A 14,439-nucleotide genomic window follows, 5' to 3' on the forward strand; every position below is an offset into this window, starting at 1 on the left:
CTCCTGCTGTGATTTGGCTTCAGTGTATCAGATTTTTCAGGTTCCGTCCAGAGAAAGAGGAAGATTCTTTTTGCTCCATTTTCCTTTTTTCCCACAATGATACGGAAGTATGCTTCAATATCGTTGGGCCCCAACGACTTTGCCCTTTTCCGACCTACTTCTTACGATTTTATGATGGCCCGCAATACCAAAAGCGGAGGAGCCGCCCAAAGGCAGCTCCTCCGCTTTCATACTGATTGGCTCATCCGGCGGGAACGTATGGTTCCTCCGGCGGTGTCTCCGGCGTAGGCGCGGGAGACGGTGTTACACTGGGCTCCGTGGTCTCTCCACCGGACCCGCCCGAATCTGTAGGCTCCGGCGGAACCGTGGGATAGGTGGCCGGATTGGTGGGATCGAAGCCAGGCCACTGCTCCTGGGTAGGCCAGGTAGATTGGTCCTCCAACCGGAAGGTAGAGGGATCATACTCATCCGGCTCCGGGGCCTCCGGCTCCGAGGTGTGCACCGTACAGCTGCCCTGGGACTCCAGATACGCCTTGGTATACTGGTTGCTGCTGTCTCCGCTGACCAGTACGCCGATAGACTTCACTGTACCCTCGGTGATCCCCAGCGCCTCGTTGGCCTCTCTGGGACAATAGTCGCCGGCCAGATGATACAGGCCCTCGATGGGATTGCCGTCGGCATCCAGAATGGGGGAGTCGGTACAGACATCCACCATGGTGTGCTGGTCACAGTTCTCTACCGGCACATCGTCCGAGAAGAGGTACATCTGGTAGACCCGGTCCCCTCTGGGATCGCTGAGACAGGCCTCGGTGGCCCGCAGCCCGCTGTCCTTACACAGCTGTACCGGCGTCAGTCCGCTGGCCTGCGTAAAGTCCTTGTTCTCCAGGCCCTCATGGACCTGGCTCATCACTTTCTGCCACAGTACCGCCGCCGGGTTGTTGCTGGCATAGATCCGCTCGGGGGTCTTATAGCCCACCCACACAGCTGCGGTGTAGTAGGGCGTATAGCCCACAAACCAGCGGTCGTTGTTGGCGGTGGTGGAACCGGTCTTACCGGCCACCGTCATGCCCGAGATACGGGCGGCGGTACCGGTACCGTTGCTTACCACGTTCTTGAGCATCTCATTCATATAATAGGTGGTTTTAGTGGAGAGAATGACTTCCTCTTCCGTTTCCGTGTTATCCAGCAACACCTCTTCCACACCGTCCACCTCACGGGTGACCTTGGTGTAGGTACGGGGCTCGATATACACACCGTCCCGGGGGAACACCGAGTAGGCAGCCGCCATATCCATCACGCTGACACCGTGGGTCAGACCGCCCAGGGCCAGCTGGCTGGAACCGTAGTCGTTCTTGACCTCGCCGTTGCTCAGATAGGACTCCTCCAGATCAATGTGGAAATTCTGCTCCACAAAGTCAAAGGAAGTTTCCGCCCCCATCTCCTCCAGAATACGCACCGCCACAGGGTTGGAGGACACCTCCACAGCGGTATTGACCGTAATATCACCGCGGTAAGTCTGGGGGTTATTCAGGGGCCAGTTCTTTCCGTTGAGCACACGCACCGGTTCATCGGCATAGACCGAAGCCGGGGTAATCATACCCAGCTCAATGGCCGGCGCATAGACCGACAGGGGCTTGATGGAGGAACCAGGCTGACGGACAGTGCCGCTGGCCATATTGAGCACCCGGTTGGCCGTCTTTTCGCCTAGGGCGCCCGCCAGGCCCACCACATTGCCCTCGGGGTCAATGATGACAATGGAGGACTGGATATCCTGTCCCTTGGAGGAGGTAAGCACCAGACTGTTCTGATCGTAATAGACCGATTCCACAATGGACTGGATGCGGGTATCCACACAGGCGTAGATCTTCAGGCCGCCGGAGTACACCATGTTCTCCGCCAGCTGCTCGGAGTAGCCATATTCCTCCATCAGGTCGTTGATCACATCGGTGATGACCTGCTCGTCGTACCAGTTGTAAATGGTACTGGGCTTCTTTTCATCTTCGCTGCGGGTGAACACCAGTTCCTCCGCCACAGCTTCATCGTACTCCTCCTGGGAGATCATGCCCAGGTCCAGCATCTTCCACAGCACCAGTTCCTGGCGCTGCTTGTTGCGCTCCCGGCCGGTGGTGACCTCGCCGGTCTCCTCATTGGTGATACGAATGTTGGAGTTGGGACCATACAGGGTGGGGTTATTGGTGATGCTGATGAGGCTGGCACACTCGGCCAGACTCAGCTCAGACACGTCCTTGCCAAAGTAGTTTTCGGCGGCGGTTGCCACACCGTAACAGTTGTCGCCCAGATAGATCAGGTTCAGATACCACTCCATGATCTGCTCCTTGGAGTAGGTGGCGTCAAAGTCCAGGGCGGTAAAAATCTCCAGGATCTTACGCTTGACGGTGACGTCGTCATACTGGGTGGCGTTCTTAATGAGCTGCTGGGTAATGGTGGAGCCGCCCTGGATATCCTTTCCGGTGAACATGAGCAGCACGCCGTTGAGGGTACGCTTCCAGTCCACGCCATTGTGGGTCAAAAATCGCTCATCCTCAATGGCAATGGTGGCGTTGACCAGATTTTCCGGGATCTGATCGTAGGTCACTTTCTTACGGTTCTCTGTACCGTGAAGGGAAAAATGTTCCTCGTATTCTCCCGTCTCCTGGTTCATATAATAGATGGTGCTGGTCAGGTTCATATCAAAATTGGCGTCCAGATGGGCCTGAGGCAGGATGACTGTTTTGATATAGACCATGGCGAAGCAGACGAGGATGATCCCGGTGATCAGCATGACCAGCAGGAAGGTCCCCACCACCTTGCCCACGATTCCCAGGATATGCATCGCGGGACTGTAGGTCTTTTCGCTCCGGCGCCTGGGCGGCCGGGGACTTTGATTGGATCTTGACGGCAAAATGACACCTCCGTATTGGGTAAGCAGGCTTTTGGTACTGCTATCTGCAACTAAAGCTTACAGAGAATCGATGTTATTATATCACGTTCTCACCTGTTGTCCACCCTCTTTCCCGGCTTTTTTGTATCCATTCCGTGATTGAAAAAAATTTTAGCACGTCCTGCTCTTGCATTTTACTCAACTACAAGCTACAATAGAGACGACACTAAGGAAGGTATGGTGCCATCTATGAGTGAAGAATTTGGCCCTGATTTCATCACCGTTACCGATGAAGAGGGCAACGAGTTTGAGCTGGAGCACGTTGATACCCTGGACTACAACGGTCAGACTTATATGGCCTTTTTCCCCGCCATTCAGGGCGAGGAACAGGAGGACGGCGTGGAAGAGGTGGACCTGGACGATGAGGAAAACGGCCTCATCATCCTGAAGGTGGTCCATGTGGACGGCGAGGATCAGCTCTCCACCCTGGACAGCGACGAGGAGCTGGAACTGGTCTATCAGCAGTTTATGGAAGCTCTCTTCGCTGACGAAGACGAGGAACATTCCTGAACCTGATTCCTGCTCGGTGCGTGACGGGTTTTATTTAAACCCACATCTCTTAAACGGGACGCCCCCTCATGGTGTGGACTGCAGGCCTCCCGGCGCCCCTTCGAGGGACGGCTGGAAGTTGGAAGCAACGAAGCATCATGGAGGCGACCCACCTGCCATTTCGTGCAGGTTTTAAATGGATCCGCACGGCCAGAGCGGGGCCCCCACGAAACTGTGGTTTCGTGGGGTTTTCTTATATCCGCAAATCTGAACAAAGTGTAAAACTGGTTTTTAGGCTTGAAAGACAGGCCCTTTTCTTGTATAATACAGGCTTGTCTATACAGATTTGGATGTACAGCCACCCCTGCCGACGGCAGGAACATTGACGAGAGGACTGAAGCAACAAATGAGCGCATCCAGAGAAAAAAAGCAGCGCCGGAGCGATCCCGAGCAGGGATTGACCCAAAAGCAGCGGGCTGAGCTCCGGGAGCAGAAGGCCGCCAAGCAGAAAACGGTATTGTATACCGCCATCGGCGTGATCATCGCCATCCTGGTGGTCATTCTGCTGGTGTGGCACTCCGGTATTTTCCAGCGCGGCGCCACCGCCCTCACCGTGGACGGCCGGAATTATAATGTCAACGATGTGGAATACTATTTCTACGCGGCCATGGTTGAATCCTATTCCAACGGCGCCTCCTTTGATCCTCAGACCGACCTGCGTGAGCAGTATGTGGACGAGGAGCAGACCCAGACCTACTATGACTACTTCCTGGAGCAGGCCATTACCGACCTGACCGAAGTGGCTGCTGTGGAGAATGCCGCTGAGGAGGCCGGGTATACCTTTACCGACGAGGATCAGGCCACCGTGGACAATTCCATCGCCTATATGAAGAGCTATGCCGCCCAGCTGGGCGCCAGCAGCTTTGAAGGCTACCTGAGAAGCACCTATGGCAAGTATATGACCGTGGGCGCCTATGAGGACTGTGTCCGTCGGGATGTGCTGGTTTCCAGCTATAAGAACGCCTATATGGACGGTCTGGATATCACCGACGACGCCATCCAGACCTACTATGACGAGCACAAGAATGATCTGGACAGCTTCACCTTCCGCTCCATCCAGATCGACGGCACCGCTCCCAGCGGCACCGACGAGGAGGGCAACACCGTGGAGCCCACCGAGGAGGAGTCCGCCGCCGCCATGCAGGCCGCCAAGGCCAAGGCCGACGAGTTCGCCGCTGCCGTGGAGGCTGCCGAGGACAAGGAGGCCACCTTTGCCGAGCTGGCTCCCGACTATGTGTCTGAGAGCAGCAAGGAGAAGTATGAGAGCGATCCTGACTACTCCCTGACCACCGCTCTCTCCGGCACCAGCGTCTCCAGCCGCACCTACGGCGAGTGGATGCTGGATGCCTCCCGCACCACCGGCGACGTGGGCGTGGTGGAATATGATACCGGCTACTATGTGGTGCTCTTCCAGGAGCGTTACCTGGACGAGACTCCCACTGCCGACATCCGCCACATCCTCATCAAGGCTGAGCTGACCCAGGAGGATGATCCCGCCACCGAGGATGTGGACGAGTCCACCGTTCCCACTCAGGAGGCTCTGGACGCCGCCAAGGCCGAGGCCCAGTCCCTGCTGGATGAGTGGAACGCCGGCGACAAGACCGCCGAGTCCTTCGGCGCTCTGGCCGAGGCCAACTCCGATGATCCCGGCTCCAACACCAACGGCGGTCTGTATGAGGAGGTCTACAAGGGTCAGATGTTCGATGCCTTTAACGACTGGATCTTTGATGAGGCCCGTCAGCCCGGCGACACCACCCTCATTGAGAACACCCAGTCCGGTCAGCAGGGCTGGCACGTGGTGTACTACCAGGGCGCCAACGATCCCGTCTGGAAGCTGGACGCCGACAGCGCCCTGCGTCAGGACGGCCTGAACACCTGGCTCACCGGTCTGACCGAAGGTCTGGAAGCGGTCCAGGGCGACGGTATCAAGTATGTAAACGACTAACGACCAAAAGGCGGACGGAGCCCAGCCCCGTCCGCCTTTTTTCGGAGGCTTTATGGACGAAAAATTCTTACGCACCCAAATGCTGCTGGGCGACCAGGCTATGGAGCGCCTGACCGCCGCCCATGTGGCGGTATTCGGCCTGGGCGGCGTGGGTAGCTGGTGCGCCGAGGCCCTGGCCCGCTCCGGCGTGGGGGCCCTCACCCTCATCGACCATGACGAGGTGGGACTCACCAACCTGAACCGTCAGGTGGAGGCCACCCTGTCCACCCTGGGTGTGCCCAAGGCCCAGGCCATGGCGGATCGCATCGCCGACATCAATCCCCAGTGCCGCACCACGGTCCGTGTGGAAAAGTACGAGGCCCAGAACCGGGAGTCCTTCTTTTCCACAAAGTACGACTACATTGTGGATTGTATCGACCTGGTGTCCTGCAAACTGGACCTGATCGAGACCGCCATCACCCGAAAGATCCCCATTCTCTCTGCCCTTGGGACCGGCAACAAGCTGGACCCCTCCCTGTTCCGCATCGGGGACATCTCCAAAACCGAGGGCTGTCCCCTGGCTCGGGTGGTCCGCAAGGAGCTGCGGGCCAGAGGCATCCACCACCACCGGGTGCTGTGGTCCCCGGAGGAACCCAAGGCAGCCACCCAGCATGAGGCTCCGCCCCCCGGCCGCCGCTCCGTCCCCGGCAGCGTAGCCTGGGTGCCCCCAGTAGCGGGGCTCATGATGGCCGGCGACGTGGTACTCACGCTGTCCGGTCTGCAACCCGTATAAAAACATCCCTCCGCCGGCAAACTAAGGCCAACGGAGGGATGTTTTTTGCGTCAGAATCATGGAACATGGCTCCGCCCCGCTCTGGCAGGAGGGGCGGCGGGCTTAGTCAACGGTTTTTTCGGGGGCGGGGGCGGTATGGTGCTGGTCCCCCTGCTGGCAGGCTGGTGCGGCCTGGGACAGCGGAAGGCTTTCGCCACCTCAGTCGCCATCATTCTGCCCATGTGTGCCCTGTCCGCCGCCATCTATCTGTTCCGGGGCGGCGTGGATTTGTGGATGGCACTGCCCTATCTGGTGGGGGGCTTGCTGGGCGGTCTCCTGGGCGGGAGGCTGTTTCGGCGCATGAATATGGTGTGGCTCCGACGGCTCTTTGCCCTGCTGCTGCTCTACGGCGGGGTAAAGGCCCTGTTCTTCTGATGGGCTGGCTGACCGCCATTCTGGCAGGGGCTCTTACCGGCATCCTGTCCGGCTTTGGGGTGGGAGGCGGCACCCTGCTGCTCATCTATCTGACCACCTTTGCCGGTATCGCCCAAAACCAGGCTCAGGGCATCAACCTGCTCTACTTTCTGCCCTCGGCCGCCGCAGCTCTGCCCGCCCACATCAGGAACGGTTATGTGGAAAAGTCGGTTCTGCTCCCCGCCATCCTCACCGGCCTTGTGTGCGCAGCTTTGGCCGCCTGGGCGGCCACCGGGCTGGACACTGCCCTGCTGCACCGCTGCTTTGGAGGATTTCTTCTGATAGTGGGCTTGCGGGAGCTGTTCCGGAAAGGGTAGGTATTCCTTATCCTCTGGCCCGCTTGAAGGTGAGGTAGCCCTCCAGGATCAGGGTGGCCGCAACGGCATCCACGGTCTTCTTGTGGTTTTTCATCTTCTTGCCAGAGGCGTGGAGGATGTTGTGAGCCTCCACGGTGGTGCGCCGCTCATCCCACAGCACCGGCTTCAAGCCGCAGGTCTCTTCCACCTGGGCGGCAAAGGCCTTGTACAGCTCCGCCCGGGGGCCCTCGGTGCCGTCCATATTCCGGGGAAACCCCATCACCAGCTCGTCCACCTGGTGTTCCTTCACCAGCCGGGCCAGCTCCTCCGCCACCACATCCGCCTTGCGGCTGTGGATCACGGTGGTGTAACCAGCCAGCAGGCCGGTGGGATCAGAAATGGCAACGCCCGTCCGGGCGTCGCCGTAATCAATGGCCATGATACGCAAGATCATCACTCCTTTTTCTGCTTTCTACACTATACAAAAGGAATGAAGAAAAAACAAGTGGAAACTGCTTGACTTTGGTCTCATGCTGTGGTATAGTTCAATTACCTATGAAAAAGGGCTCTTTTTTTGTGCGCATTTTTACGGTGTGATGACGTGCGAAACCCTTCCCTCCGCGTGAGACATAGGGAGGCAAATGTGCCGAATCCGCACCGTGACGTTCCATCCGGCAGCGTTTCGCCGCCGGTACGTGCTGGATTCGGCCTGCGGCCGCATCCGGCATTTTTGCTGTTATGCGGTCAAACAATGAAGGAGGTGCCGAACATGGCGAAGGCCGGCAACCGGGTGAAGATCACCCTGCGCTGCTCCGAGTGCAAGCAGCGGAACTATAACACCAACAAGAACAAGAAGAACACTCCCGACCGTCTGGAATTGAAGAAGTACTGCCCCTTCTGCAGAAAGCACACGGTCCACAACGAGACCAAGTAATGAGCGCTGCAAGACGGCTCAGAAGAAAGAAGGGTTAAACGGAATGTCTGAAAACGAGAAGCTCGAGCAGACCAAGCCCGCCAAGTCCGAGAAGAAGAAGGACGCCAAGGCGGACAAAAAGCCCGGCTTCTTCGCCCGCATCGGCAAGTGGTTCAAGGAACTCAAGAGCGAGCTGAAGAAGGTCCAGTGGCCCACCAAGAAACAGACCATTAACAACACCGTGATCGTCATTCTCTGCTGTATCGTCGTTGGGATCTGCATCTGGGTGTTCGACGCCCTCGCCGGCTCCGTGATTCGTGCCCTGTTGGATCTGTTTGGCAAGGGTTAAGGTGTAGAAGATGGCTGAGAACGCGAAATGGTATGTGGTGCATACCTATTCCGGCTATGAAAACACCGTGGCCGCCAGCATCGAAAAGGCAGTGGAGAACCGCGGCCTGCGGGACCTCATTTTTGAGGTCAGTATCCCTCTGGAGACCGTTACCGAAATTACGGACAACGGCCCTAAGACCGTAGAGCGCAAGGTATTCCCCGGCTATGTGCTGGTCAAAATGGTCCTGACCGACGAGACCTGGCATCTGGTGCGCAACGTGCGCGGCGTCACCGGATTTGTGGGCTCCGGCAACAAGGCCATCCCCCTCTCTGACGAAGAGATCGCCGCTCTGGGCGTGGAAAAGCGCGAGGTAGTGGTGAACTACCAGGTAGGCGACAACGTCAAGATCATCAATGGCGCCCTGGAATCCTTCCTGGGTACCGTGGAGGAGATCGATCTGGACCGCAGCAAGGTCCGGGTGGTAGTCTCCATGTTCGGTCGTGAAACTCCCGTAGAACTGGAACTGGACGAGGTCGAGCCAGTCGAATAAGTCTCCGGGCACGGCCCCTTTCCCCCGCACGTGGGAGGGACTGCAAAGCAGTTCCGCTTCCAACCACATTTATCGTAGGAGGTGCTGTTTCAAATGGCACAGAAAATTACTGGTTATGTGAAACTTCAGATTCCCGCCGGCAAGGCGACTCCCGCGCCCCCCGTCGGTCCTGCCCTTGGTCAGCACGGCATCAACATCGCCGCCTTCACCAAGGAGTTCAACGAGCGCACTAAGAACGATGTGGGCCTGATCATCCCCGTGGTGATCACCGTTTACGCCGACCGTTCTTTCACCTTTATCACCAAGACTCCTCCCGCCGCCGTCCTCATCAAGAAGGCCTGCAACATCGAGTCCGGCTCCGGTGTGCCCAACAAGACCAAGGTGGCCACCATCAGCAAGGAAGATGTGCGCAAGATCGCCGAGACCAAGATGCCTGACCTGAACGCGGCCAGCATCGACGCGGCTATGAGCATGATCGCCGGCACTGCCCGCTCCATGGGCATCGTGGTGGGCGACTAAGCCGAAGGAGGGAATAGAGCAATGTTTAGAGGCAAGAAATATCAGGAGAGCGCCAAGCTCATCGACAAGGGCGCTCTGTACGATACCGCTGAGGCCATGGAGCTGGTGGTTAAGACCGCTCCCGCCAAGTTCGACGAGACCGTTGAGCTGCACGTGAAGCTGGGCGTTGACTCCCGTCACGCCGACCAGCAGGTCCGCGGCGCCATCGTTCTCCCCCACGGCACCGGCAAGACCCAGCGCGTGCTGGTCTTCGCCAAGGGCGACAAGGCTGAGGCTGCTAAGGCTGCCGGCGCCGACTTCGTGGGCGAGATGGACATGGTTGAGAAGATCCAGAAGGAGAACTGGTTCGACTACGATGTGGTCGTGGCTTCTCCCGACATGATGGGTGTTGTGGGCCGTCTGGGTAAGGTCCTGGGCCCCAAGGGCCTGATGCCCTCCCCCAAGGCCGGCACCGTCACCCCCGACGTGGCCAAGGCTGTTACCGAGATCAAGGCCGGTAAGGTTGAGTACCGTCTGGACAAGACCAACATCATCCACTGCCCCATCGGCAAGGTCTCCTTCGGCGCTGAGAAGCTGACCGAGAACTTCAACGCTCTGATGGGCGCCATCATCAAGGCTAAGCCCTCCGCTGCCAAGGGTCAGTACATTCGCTCTTGCGTGTGTGCTTCCACCATGGGCCCCGGCGTGAAGATCAACGGCGCTAAGCTGATGTAATGTAAAATGGGGAGCAGGTTTTCCTGCTCCCCGTTTTTCTCACTCTTTTCCCCAGGATACTTACAAAAAAGTGATGATTTTTCAAAAAAGTGCTTGACATCCTCGGTGTTTTATTGTATACTATCACTCGTGTTCAAAGACAGCAGGCGGCGCAAGCCGTAAGTCCTGCCGAGAATGCAGCCACAACGGAATGAATTTCTTTGTGCTGTTTTCGCTGCTTTGAATGCGAAAACAGCTTTTTTGTTGCGTGACTGCATCGGAAAAGTTGAACTCAAATTCAACGGAGGTGAATCCAAATGCCTAACGCAAAGGTTCTCAGTGAGAAGCAGGCCATCGTGGCTGAGCTGACCGAGAAGCTGCAGACCGCCGCCAGCGGCGTGCTCGTGGACTACAAGGGCATCACCGTGGCCGAGGACACCGCTCTGCGCGCCGAGTGCCGCAAGAACGAGCTGGACTACGCCGTGGTGAAGAACACCCTGGTGCGTTTCGCCATCAACAACGTGGGTCTGAACGAGATGGATGACGTGCTCAACGGCACCACTTCTCTGGCTCTGTCCCACGGCGATCCCATCGCTCCCATGCGTGTGATCAACAAGTTCGCCAAGCAGTTCAACGGTGCTAAGTTCACCATCAAGGCCGGCTTTATGGACGGCAAGGTCCTGTCCATGGACGAGATCATGGCTCTGGCTGAGCTGCCCTCCAAGGAGGTCCTGCAGGCTCAGGTCCTGGGCACCATGCTGGCTCCCATCACCAGCCTGGCCATCGTCATCAAGGCCATCTGCGAGCAGAAGGGCGGCTCTGTCGAGGCTGCCGAGCCCGCCGAAGCTGCCGCCGAGTAATTCCCCGCACCATTCTGTATCAATTATAATTTATTTAGGAGGTTACCTATCATGGCTTCTGAGAAAATCACTGCCCTCATTGAAGAGGTTAAGGGTCTGACTGTTCTGGAGCTCTCCGAGCTCGTGCACGCTCTGGAGGACGAGTTCGGCGTTTCCGCCGCTGCTATGGCTGCTCCCGCCGCTGGCGGCGCTGCTGCTCCCGCTGCTGAGGAGAAGACCGAGTTCGACGTGGTGCTGGCTGAGGTCGGCGCCGAGAAGATCAAGGTCATCAAGGCTGTCCGTGAGATCACCGGCCTGGGCCTGGCTGAGGCCAAGGCTGCTGTCGAGGCTGCCCCCAAGGCTATCAAGGAGGGTGTCTCCAAGGACGAGGCCGAGGAGCTGAAGAAGAAGCTGGAAGAGGTCGGCGCCAAGGTGGAGCTGAAGTAATTCCGCTTTCCAATCGGATGAAAAAGACCTGCTGCATTTGCAGCAGGTCTTTTTTTACCGGGCCGGGAATTTCCCGGCCCAGTTTTGTTTTAATCAAAGATCAGCGTAGCGAAGTAGTCCTCCGGGGTCTCCGCCCGGCGGATCAGCCTGGTGGAGCCGTCCTCTTGCAGGAGCACCTCGGCGGAGCGCAGCTTGCCGTTATAGTTGTAGCCCATAGAGAAGCCGTGGGCGCCGGTGTCATGGATCACCAGCAGGTCTCCCCGCTCCACCTCCGGCAGCATCCGGTCGATGGCAAACTTGTCGTTGTTCTCGCACAGGCCGCCGGTGACATCATACTTGTGGTCGCAGGGGGCGTCCTCCTTGCCCATGACGGTGATATGGTGGTAGGCGCCGTACATGGCAGGGCGCATCAGGTTGGCGGCACAGGCGTCCACGCCTACATATTCCTTGTAGGTGTGCTTGAAGTGGAGTACCTTGGTGACCAGGCAGCCGTTGGGCCCCAGCATAAAGCGACCCAGCTCGGTGTAGATGGCCACATCTCCCATGCCCGCGGGCACCAGGATCTGCTCAAACTGCTTGCGCACCCCCTCACCAATGGCGGCAATGTCGTTGGCAGGCTGATCAGGCTTGTAGGGGATGCCCACGCCGCCTGACAGGTTGATGAAGCAGATATCACAGCCGGTCTCCTGCTCCAGCTCCACCGCCAGTTGGAACAGGATGCCCGCCAGGGTGGGATAGTACTCATTAGACAGGGTGTTGGACGCCAGGAAGGCGTGGATGCCGAACCGCTTGGCTCCCATGGCCTTCAGCTTTTTAAAGCCCTCAAAGAGCTGCTCCCGGGTGAAGCCGTACTTGGAGTCACCGGGGGTGTCCATCACCTGGAAGCCCTCGGTAGATGCGCCGATGGTGAAGGTACCGCCGGGGTTAAAGCGGCAGGAGATGGTCTCAGGGATATATCCGATGGTCTCTTTGAGAAAATCAATGTGAGTAAAATCGTCCAGATTGATGGTAGCGCCCAGCTGGGCAGCCAGTTTGAAATCCTCCGCCGGGGTATCGTTGGAGGAGAACATGATCTCCGGCCCGGTGAGACCGCAGCGCTGGGAGAGCATCAGCTCGGTGAGGGAGGAGCAGTCGGCGCCGCAGCCCTCCTCCCGCAGGATCTTCAAAATGGCAGGATTGGGGGTAGCTTTCACGGCAAAATATTCTTTAAAGCCCGGATTCCAGGCAAAGGCAGCTTTCAACCGCCGGGCATTTTCCCGGATGCCTTTTTCGTCATACAGGTGGAAGGGTGTGGGGTACTGCTGGGTGATGGAGCGCAGCTGCTCCGCTGTCACAAAGGGTCGTTTCATGGGGTCACCTTCTTATCTTTTGCTATTTACTATAGTAAAGTTTCGGCCATCTGTCAATGTACAGATCATCCTTTGTTTCCCAATTTCACAAATCCATCTTTAGAATTATGCCCAAATGCGCAAAATATCACCGGCCCTCCTTGCATATATAACGCTGTTTTGATATAATATCATGAATTTAGAATGCGGACAGGGGGCGTTTGTTTTGAAAGGGAAGGTATTGCAGCAGACAAACGCTATGGCTAGGAGGCAATTGTTTTTTCTTTGAAAAAGCAGTTGCTTTTTTTCTGCCCGCATGGAAAGAGAGGAATGTTGAATGAACGACAACCGCACCCCCGGCAGTGAGCCCATCCGGGATGCACGCACCCTGGGTCTGCCCAAGATGCTCATCCTGGGCCTGCAGCATATGTTCGCCATGTTTGGCGCCACTGTGCTGGTCCCCATCCTGGTTCAGGGCTACGGCCTGCCCCTGTCCATCCAGACCACCCTGTTCTTCGCCGGTATCGGCACCCTGTTCTTCCACATCTGCACCCGTTTGAAGGTACCTGCTTTCCTGGGTTCTTCCTTTGCCTATCTGGGCGGCTTCTCTGCCGTGGCTGCTCTGGACGCCGGTAAATACGCCGGCATGGATCCGGCCGTCAAGCTCCAATATGCCTGCGGCGGCATCGTGGTGGCCGGTCTGCTCTATGTGGTACTGGCCGCCATCATCAAGCTGGTGGGCGTGAAGAAGGTCATGCGCTTCCTGCCCCCCGTGGTCACCGGCCCCATCATCATTCTGATCGGCCTGAACCTGGCCCCCTCCGCCGTCTCCAACGCCTCCTCCTGCTGGTGGCTGGCCATCGTGGCCATGGCCATCATCATCGTGGCCAACATCTGGGGCAAGGGCATGATCAAGATCATCCCCATCCTGCTAGGTGTGGTGGGCTCCTACGTCATCGCCGTCATTGCCAACGCCATGGGCGCCACTGCTCTGGACACCGCCGGCAATGTGGTGCCTCTGATCGATTTCTCCGGCGTGGCTGCCTCCGCCCCTGTGGGCCTGCAGCCCTTCTTCACGGATTTCACCGGCTCCATTGCCAAGTTTGACCTGACCTCCATCCTGGTTATGGCTCCCATCGCCATCGCCGCCATGATGGAACACATCGGCGATATGTCCGCCATCTCCGCCACTGTGGGCGAGAACTTCCTGGAGAACCCCGGCCTCCACCGCACCCTCATCGGCGACGGCATCGCCACCTCTCTGGCCGGTCTGTTCGGCGGCCCCGCCAACACCACTTACGGCGAGAACACCGGCGTGCTGGTGCTCTCCCGTGTGTATGACCCCAAGGTGGTCCGTCTGGCCGCTATTTACGCGGTGATTCTGTCCTTCTCCCCCGCCTTTGCCGCCATCGTCAACTCCATTCCCACCGCTATCATCGGCGGCGTGTCCTTCATCCTCTACGGCATGATCTCCGCCATCGGCGTGCGCAACGTGGTGGAAAACCGGGTGGACTTTACCAACTCCCGGAACCTGATTATCGCCGCCGTCATTCTGGTGTGCGGTCTGGGCTTCTCCAACGGCATCACCTTCTCCATCGGTGAGGCCCATGTTACCCTCACCAACCTGGCCATCGCCGCCATTGCCGGTATCGCTCTCAACGCCATCCTGCCCGGCAAGGACTATGAGTTCGGCTCCGACGTCACCGAGGGCCGTTCCGGCGACTTCGGCCGGTACTGAGCCCATCCAAAGCAACCGCAGCCGCCTGCTGCGGTTGTTTTTTGCTCATTCTGACCTTATTATATTTTTTATATCTGGCGTTTGAATAAAGGTCAGTCCAGCGCTATAATCAAGGCAAAGAGAAA

General features: G+C 57.9%; 16 protein-coding genes, 1 other RNA gene and 1 other annotated feature. Of the genes, 14 read left to right on the forward strand and 3 right to left on the reverse strand.

All coding sequences use genetic code 11. The features are described 5' to 3' along the window. Positions 1–241: 241 nt before the first annotated feature. Entirely contained in the window at positions 242–2,833 is a 2,592-nt protein-coding gene (locus tag B5E56_RS07150; protein ID WP_087389191.1) for a transglycosylase domain-containing protein, read from the reverse strand. Between the two features lie 297 nt (positions 2,834–3,130). On the opposite strand from B5E56_RS07150, the gene B5E56_RS07155 reads away from it, so the two are divergent. The 6 genes from B5E56_RS07155 to B5E56_RS14735 all read left to right on the forward strand — a co-directional run bounded on the left by B5E56_RS07155 (position 3,131) and on the right by B5E56_RS14735 (position 6,977). Beyond that, positions 3,131–3,451 carry a DUF1292 domain-containing protein gene (locus B5E56_RS07155; protein WP_242958817.1) on the forward strand — a complete coding sequence of 107 codons (321 nt, stop codon included), beginning with the start codon at positions 3,131–3,133 and terminating at the stop codon, positions 3,449–3,451. Positions 3,452–3,454: 3 nt separating this feature from the next. Next, positions 3,455–3,656: non-coding RNA, 6S RNA (ssrS, locus tag B5E56_RS07160), on the forward strand. A 180-nt stretch (positions 3,657–3,836) separates the two neighbouring features. Further along, positions 3,837–5,435, forward strand: coding sequence for a peptidylprolyl isomerase (locus B5E56_RS07165; RefSeq protein WP_087389192.1), 1,599 nt, complete (start codon positions 3,837–3,839; stop codon positions 5,433–5,435). 52 nt (positions 5,436–5,487) lie between these two features. Next, a complete protein-coding gene (locus B5E56_RS07170) occupies positions 5,488–6,207 on the forward strand; it encodes a tRNA threonylcarbamoyladenosine dehydratase (RefSeq protein ID WP_087389193.1) in 720 nt (239 codons plus the stop codon). Positions 6,208–6,252: 45 nt separating this feature from the next. Beyond that, positions 6,253–6,621: a TSUP family transporter gene (locus B5E56_RS14730; RefSeq protein WP_191433693.1), complete on the forward strand. Its 369-nt coding sequence runs from the start codon at positions 6,253–6,255 to the stop codon at positions 6,619–6,621. Next, positions 6,621–6,977, forward strand: coding sequence for a TSUP family transporter (locus B5E56_RS14735; protein ID WP_206404963.1), 357 nt, complete (start codon positions 6,621–6,623; stop codon positions 6,975–6,977). The genes B5E56_RS14730 and B5E56_RS14735 overlap by 1 nt, the downstream gene beginning before the upstream one ends. Before the next feature lie 7 nt (positions 6,978–6,984). Here the strand turns inward: B5E56_RS14735 and ruvX are convergent, their stop codons facing one another. Beyond that, positions 6,985–7,404, reverse strand: coding sequence for a Holliday junction resolvase RuvX (ruvX, locus tag B5E56_RS07180; RefSeq protein ID WP_087188158.1), 420 nt, complete (start codon positions 7,402–7,404; stop codon positions 6,985–6,987). Positions 7,405–7,725: 321 nt separating this feature from the next. Between ruvX and rpmG the strand changes: the two genes are divergently transcribed. The 7 genes from rpmG (at position 7,726) to rplL (ending at position 11,248) form a co-directional block, all read left to right on the forward strand. Continuing rightward, positions 7,726–7,890 carry a 50S ribosomal protein L33 gene (gene rpmG, locus B5E56_RS07185; protein WP_087188137.1) on the forward strand — a complete coding sequence of 55 codons (165 nt, stop codon included), beginning with the start codon at positions 7,726–7,728 and terminating at the stop codon, positions 7,888–7,890. 43 nt (positions 7,891–7,933) lie between these two features. Further along, positions 7,934–8,218, forward strand: coding sequence for a preprotein translocase subunit SecE (gene secE, locus B5E56_RS07190; protein WP_087188136.1), 285 nt, complete (start codon positions 7,934–7,936; stop codon positions 8,216–8,218). Between the two features lie 10 nt (positions 8,219–8,228). Then, on the forward strand, positions 8,229–8,750 hold the full coding sequence (nusG, locus tag B5E56_RS07195) for a transcription termination/antitermination protein NusG (RefSeq protein WP_087188135.1): 522 nt from the start codon (positions 8,229–8,231) through the stop codon (positions 8,748–8,750). A gap of 93 nt (positions 8,751–8,843) precedes the next feature. After that, positions 8,844–9,269: a 50S ribosomal protein L11 gene (rplK, locus tag B5E56_RS07200; RefSeq protein ID WP_087188134.1), complete on the forward strand. Its 426-nt coding sequence runs from the start codon at positions 8,844–8,846 to the stop codon at positions 9,267–9,269. 21 nt (positions 9,270–9,290) lie between these two features. Further along, positions 9,291–9,983 (forward strand): 50S ribosomal protein L1, encoded by a 693-nt coding sequence (rplA, locus tag B5E56_RS07205; protein WP_087188133.1) that lies wholly within the window; start codon positions 9,291–9,293, stop codon positions 9,981–9,983. A gap of 115 nt (positions 9,984–10,098) precedes the next feature. Continuing rightward, positions 10,099–10,234, forward strand: a sequence feature (ribosomal protein L10 leader region). A gap of 45 nt (positions 10,235–10,279) precedes the next feature. Continuing rightward, positions 10,280–10,822 (forward strand): 50S ribosomal protein L10, encoded by a 543-nt coding sequence (gene rplJ / locus B5E56_RS07210; protein WP_087272719.1) that lies wholly within the window; start codon positions 10,280–10,282, stop codon positions 10,820–10,822. Between the two features lie 51 nt (positions 10,823–10,873). Next, a complete protein-coding gene (rplL, locus tag B5E56_RS07215; protein ID WP_087188131.1) occupies positions 10,874–11,248 on the forward strand; it encodes a 50S ribosomal protein L7/L12 in 375 nt (124 codons plus the stop codon). Between the two features lie 89 nt (positions 11,249–11,337). Here rplL and B5E56_RS07220 read toward each other — a convergent pair whose 3' ends face one another. Continuing rightward, the gene (locus B5E56_RS07220) at positions 11,338–12,597 is read right to left on the reverse strand and encodes a diaminopimelate decarboxylase (RefSeq protein ID WP_087389194.1); all 1,260 of its coding nucleotides are present in this window, start codon (positions 12,595–12,597) and stop codon (positions 11,338–11,340) included. 316 nt (positions 12,598–12,913) lie between these two features. Here B5E56_RS07220 and B5E56_RS07225 point away from each other — a divergent pair, with 316 nt between their 5' ends. Beyond that, on the forward strand, positions 12,914–14,314 hold the full coding sequence (locus B5E56_RS07225) for a uracil-xanthine permease family protein (RefSeq protein ID WP_087389195.1): 1,401 nt from the start codon (positions 12,914–12,916) through the stop codon (positions 14,312–14,314). The last annotated feature ends 125 nt before the right edge of the window (positions 14,315–14,439 follow it).

The organism is Flavonifractor sp. An112, assembly GCF_002161085.1.
GTDB lineage: Bacteria > Bacillota > Clostridia > Oscillospirales > Oscillospiraceae > Flavonifractor > Flavonifractor avicola.

Bases quoted from the DNA above. Each gene is read 5' to 3' on its own strand.
- B5E56_RS07150 (WP_087389191.1), bottom strand. From the start codon at position 2,833: ATGCATATCCTGGGAATCGTGGGCAAGGTGGTGGGGACCTTCCTGCTG.
- B5E56_RS07155 (WP_242958817.1), top strand. From the start codon at position 3,131: ATGAGTGAAGAATTTGGCCCTGATTTCATCACCGTTACCGATGAAGAG.
- B5E56_RS07165 (WP_087389192.1), top strand. From the start codon at position 3,837: ATGAGCGCATCCAGAGAAAAAAAGCAGCGCCGGAGCGATCCCGAGCAG.
- B5E56_RS07170 (WP_087389193.1), top strand. From the start codon at position 5,488: ATGGACGAAAAATTCTTACGCACCCAAATGCTGCTGGGCGACCAGGCT.
- B5E56_RS14735 (WP_206404963.1), top strand. From the start codon at position 6,621: ATGGGCTGGCTGACCGCCATTCTGGCAGGGGCTCTTACCGGCATCCTG.
- rpmG (WP_087188137.1), top strand. From the start codon at position 7,726: ATGGCGAAGGCCGGCAACCGGGTGAAGATCACCCTGCGCTGCTCCGAG.
- secE (WP_087188136.1), top strand. From the start codon at position 7,934: ATGTCTGAAAACGAGAAGCTCGAGCAGACCAAGCCCGCCAAGTCCGAG.
- nusG (WP_087188135.1), top strand. From the start codon at position 8,229: ATGGCTGAGAACGCGAAATGGTATGTGGTGCATACCTATTCCGGCTAT.
- rplK (WP_087188134.1), top strand. From the start codon at position 8,844: ATGGCACAGAAAATTACTGGTTATGTGAAACTTCAGATTCCCGCCGGC.
- rplA (WP_087188133.1), top strand. From the start codon at position 9,291: ATGTTTAGAGGCAAGAAATATCAGGAGAGCGCCAAGCTCATCGACAAG.
- rplJ (WP_087272719.1), top strand. From the start codon at position 10,280: ATGCCTAACGCAAAGGTTCTCAGTGAGAAGCAGGCCATCGTGGCTGAG.
- rplL (WP_087188131.1), top strand. From the start codon at position 10,874: ATGGCTTCTGAGAAAATCACTGCCCTCATTGAAGAGGTTAAGGGTCTG.
- B5E56_RS07220 (WP_087389194.1), bottom strand. From the start codon at position 12,597: ATGAAACGACCCTTTGTGACAGCGGAGCAGCTGCGCTCCATCACCCAG.
- B5E56_RS07225 (WP_087389195.1), top strand. From the start codon at position 12,914: ATGAACGACAACCGCACCCCCGGCAGTGAGCCCATCCGGGATGCACGC.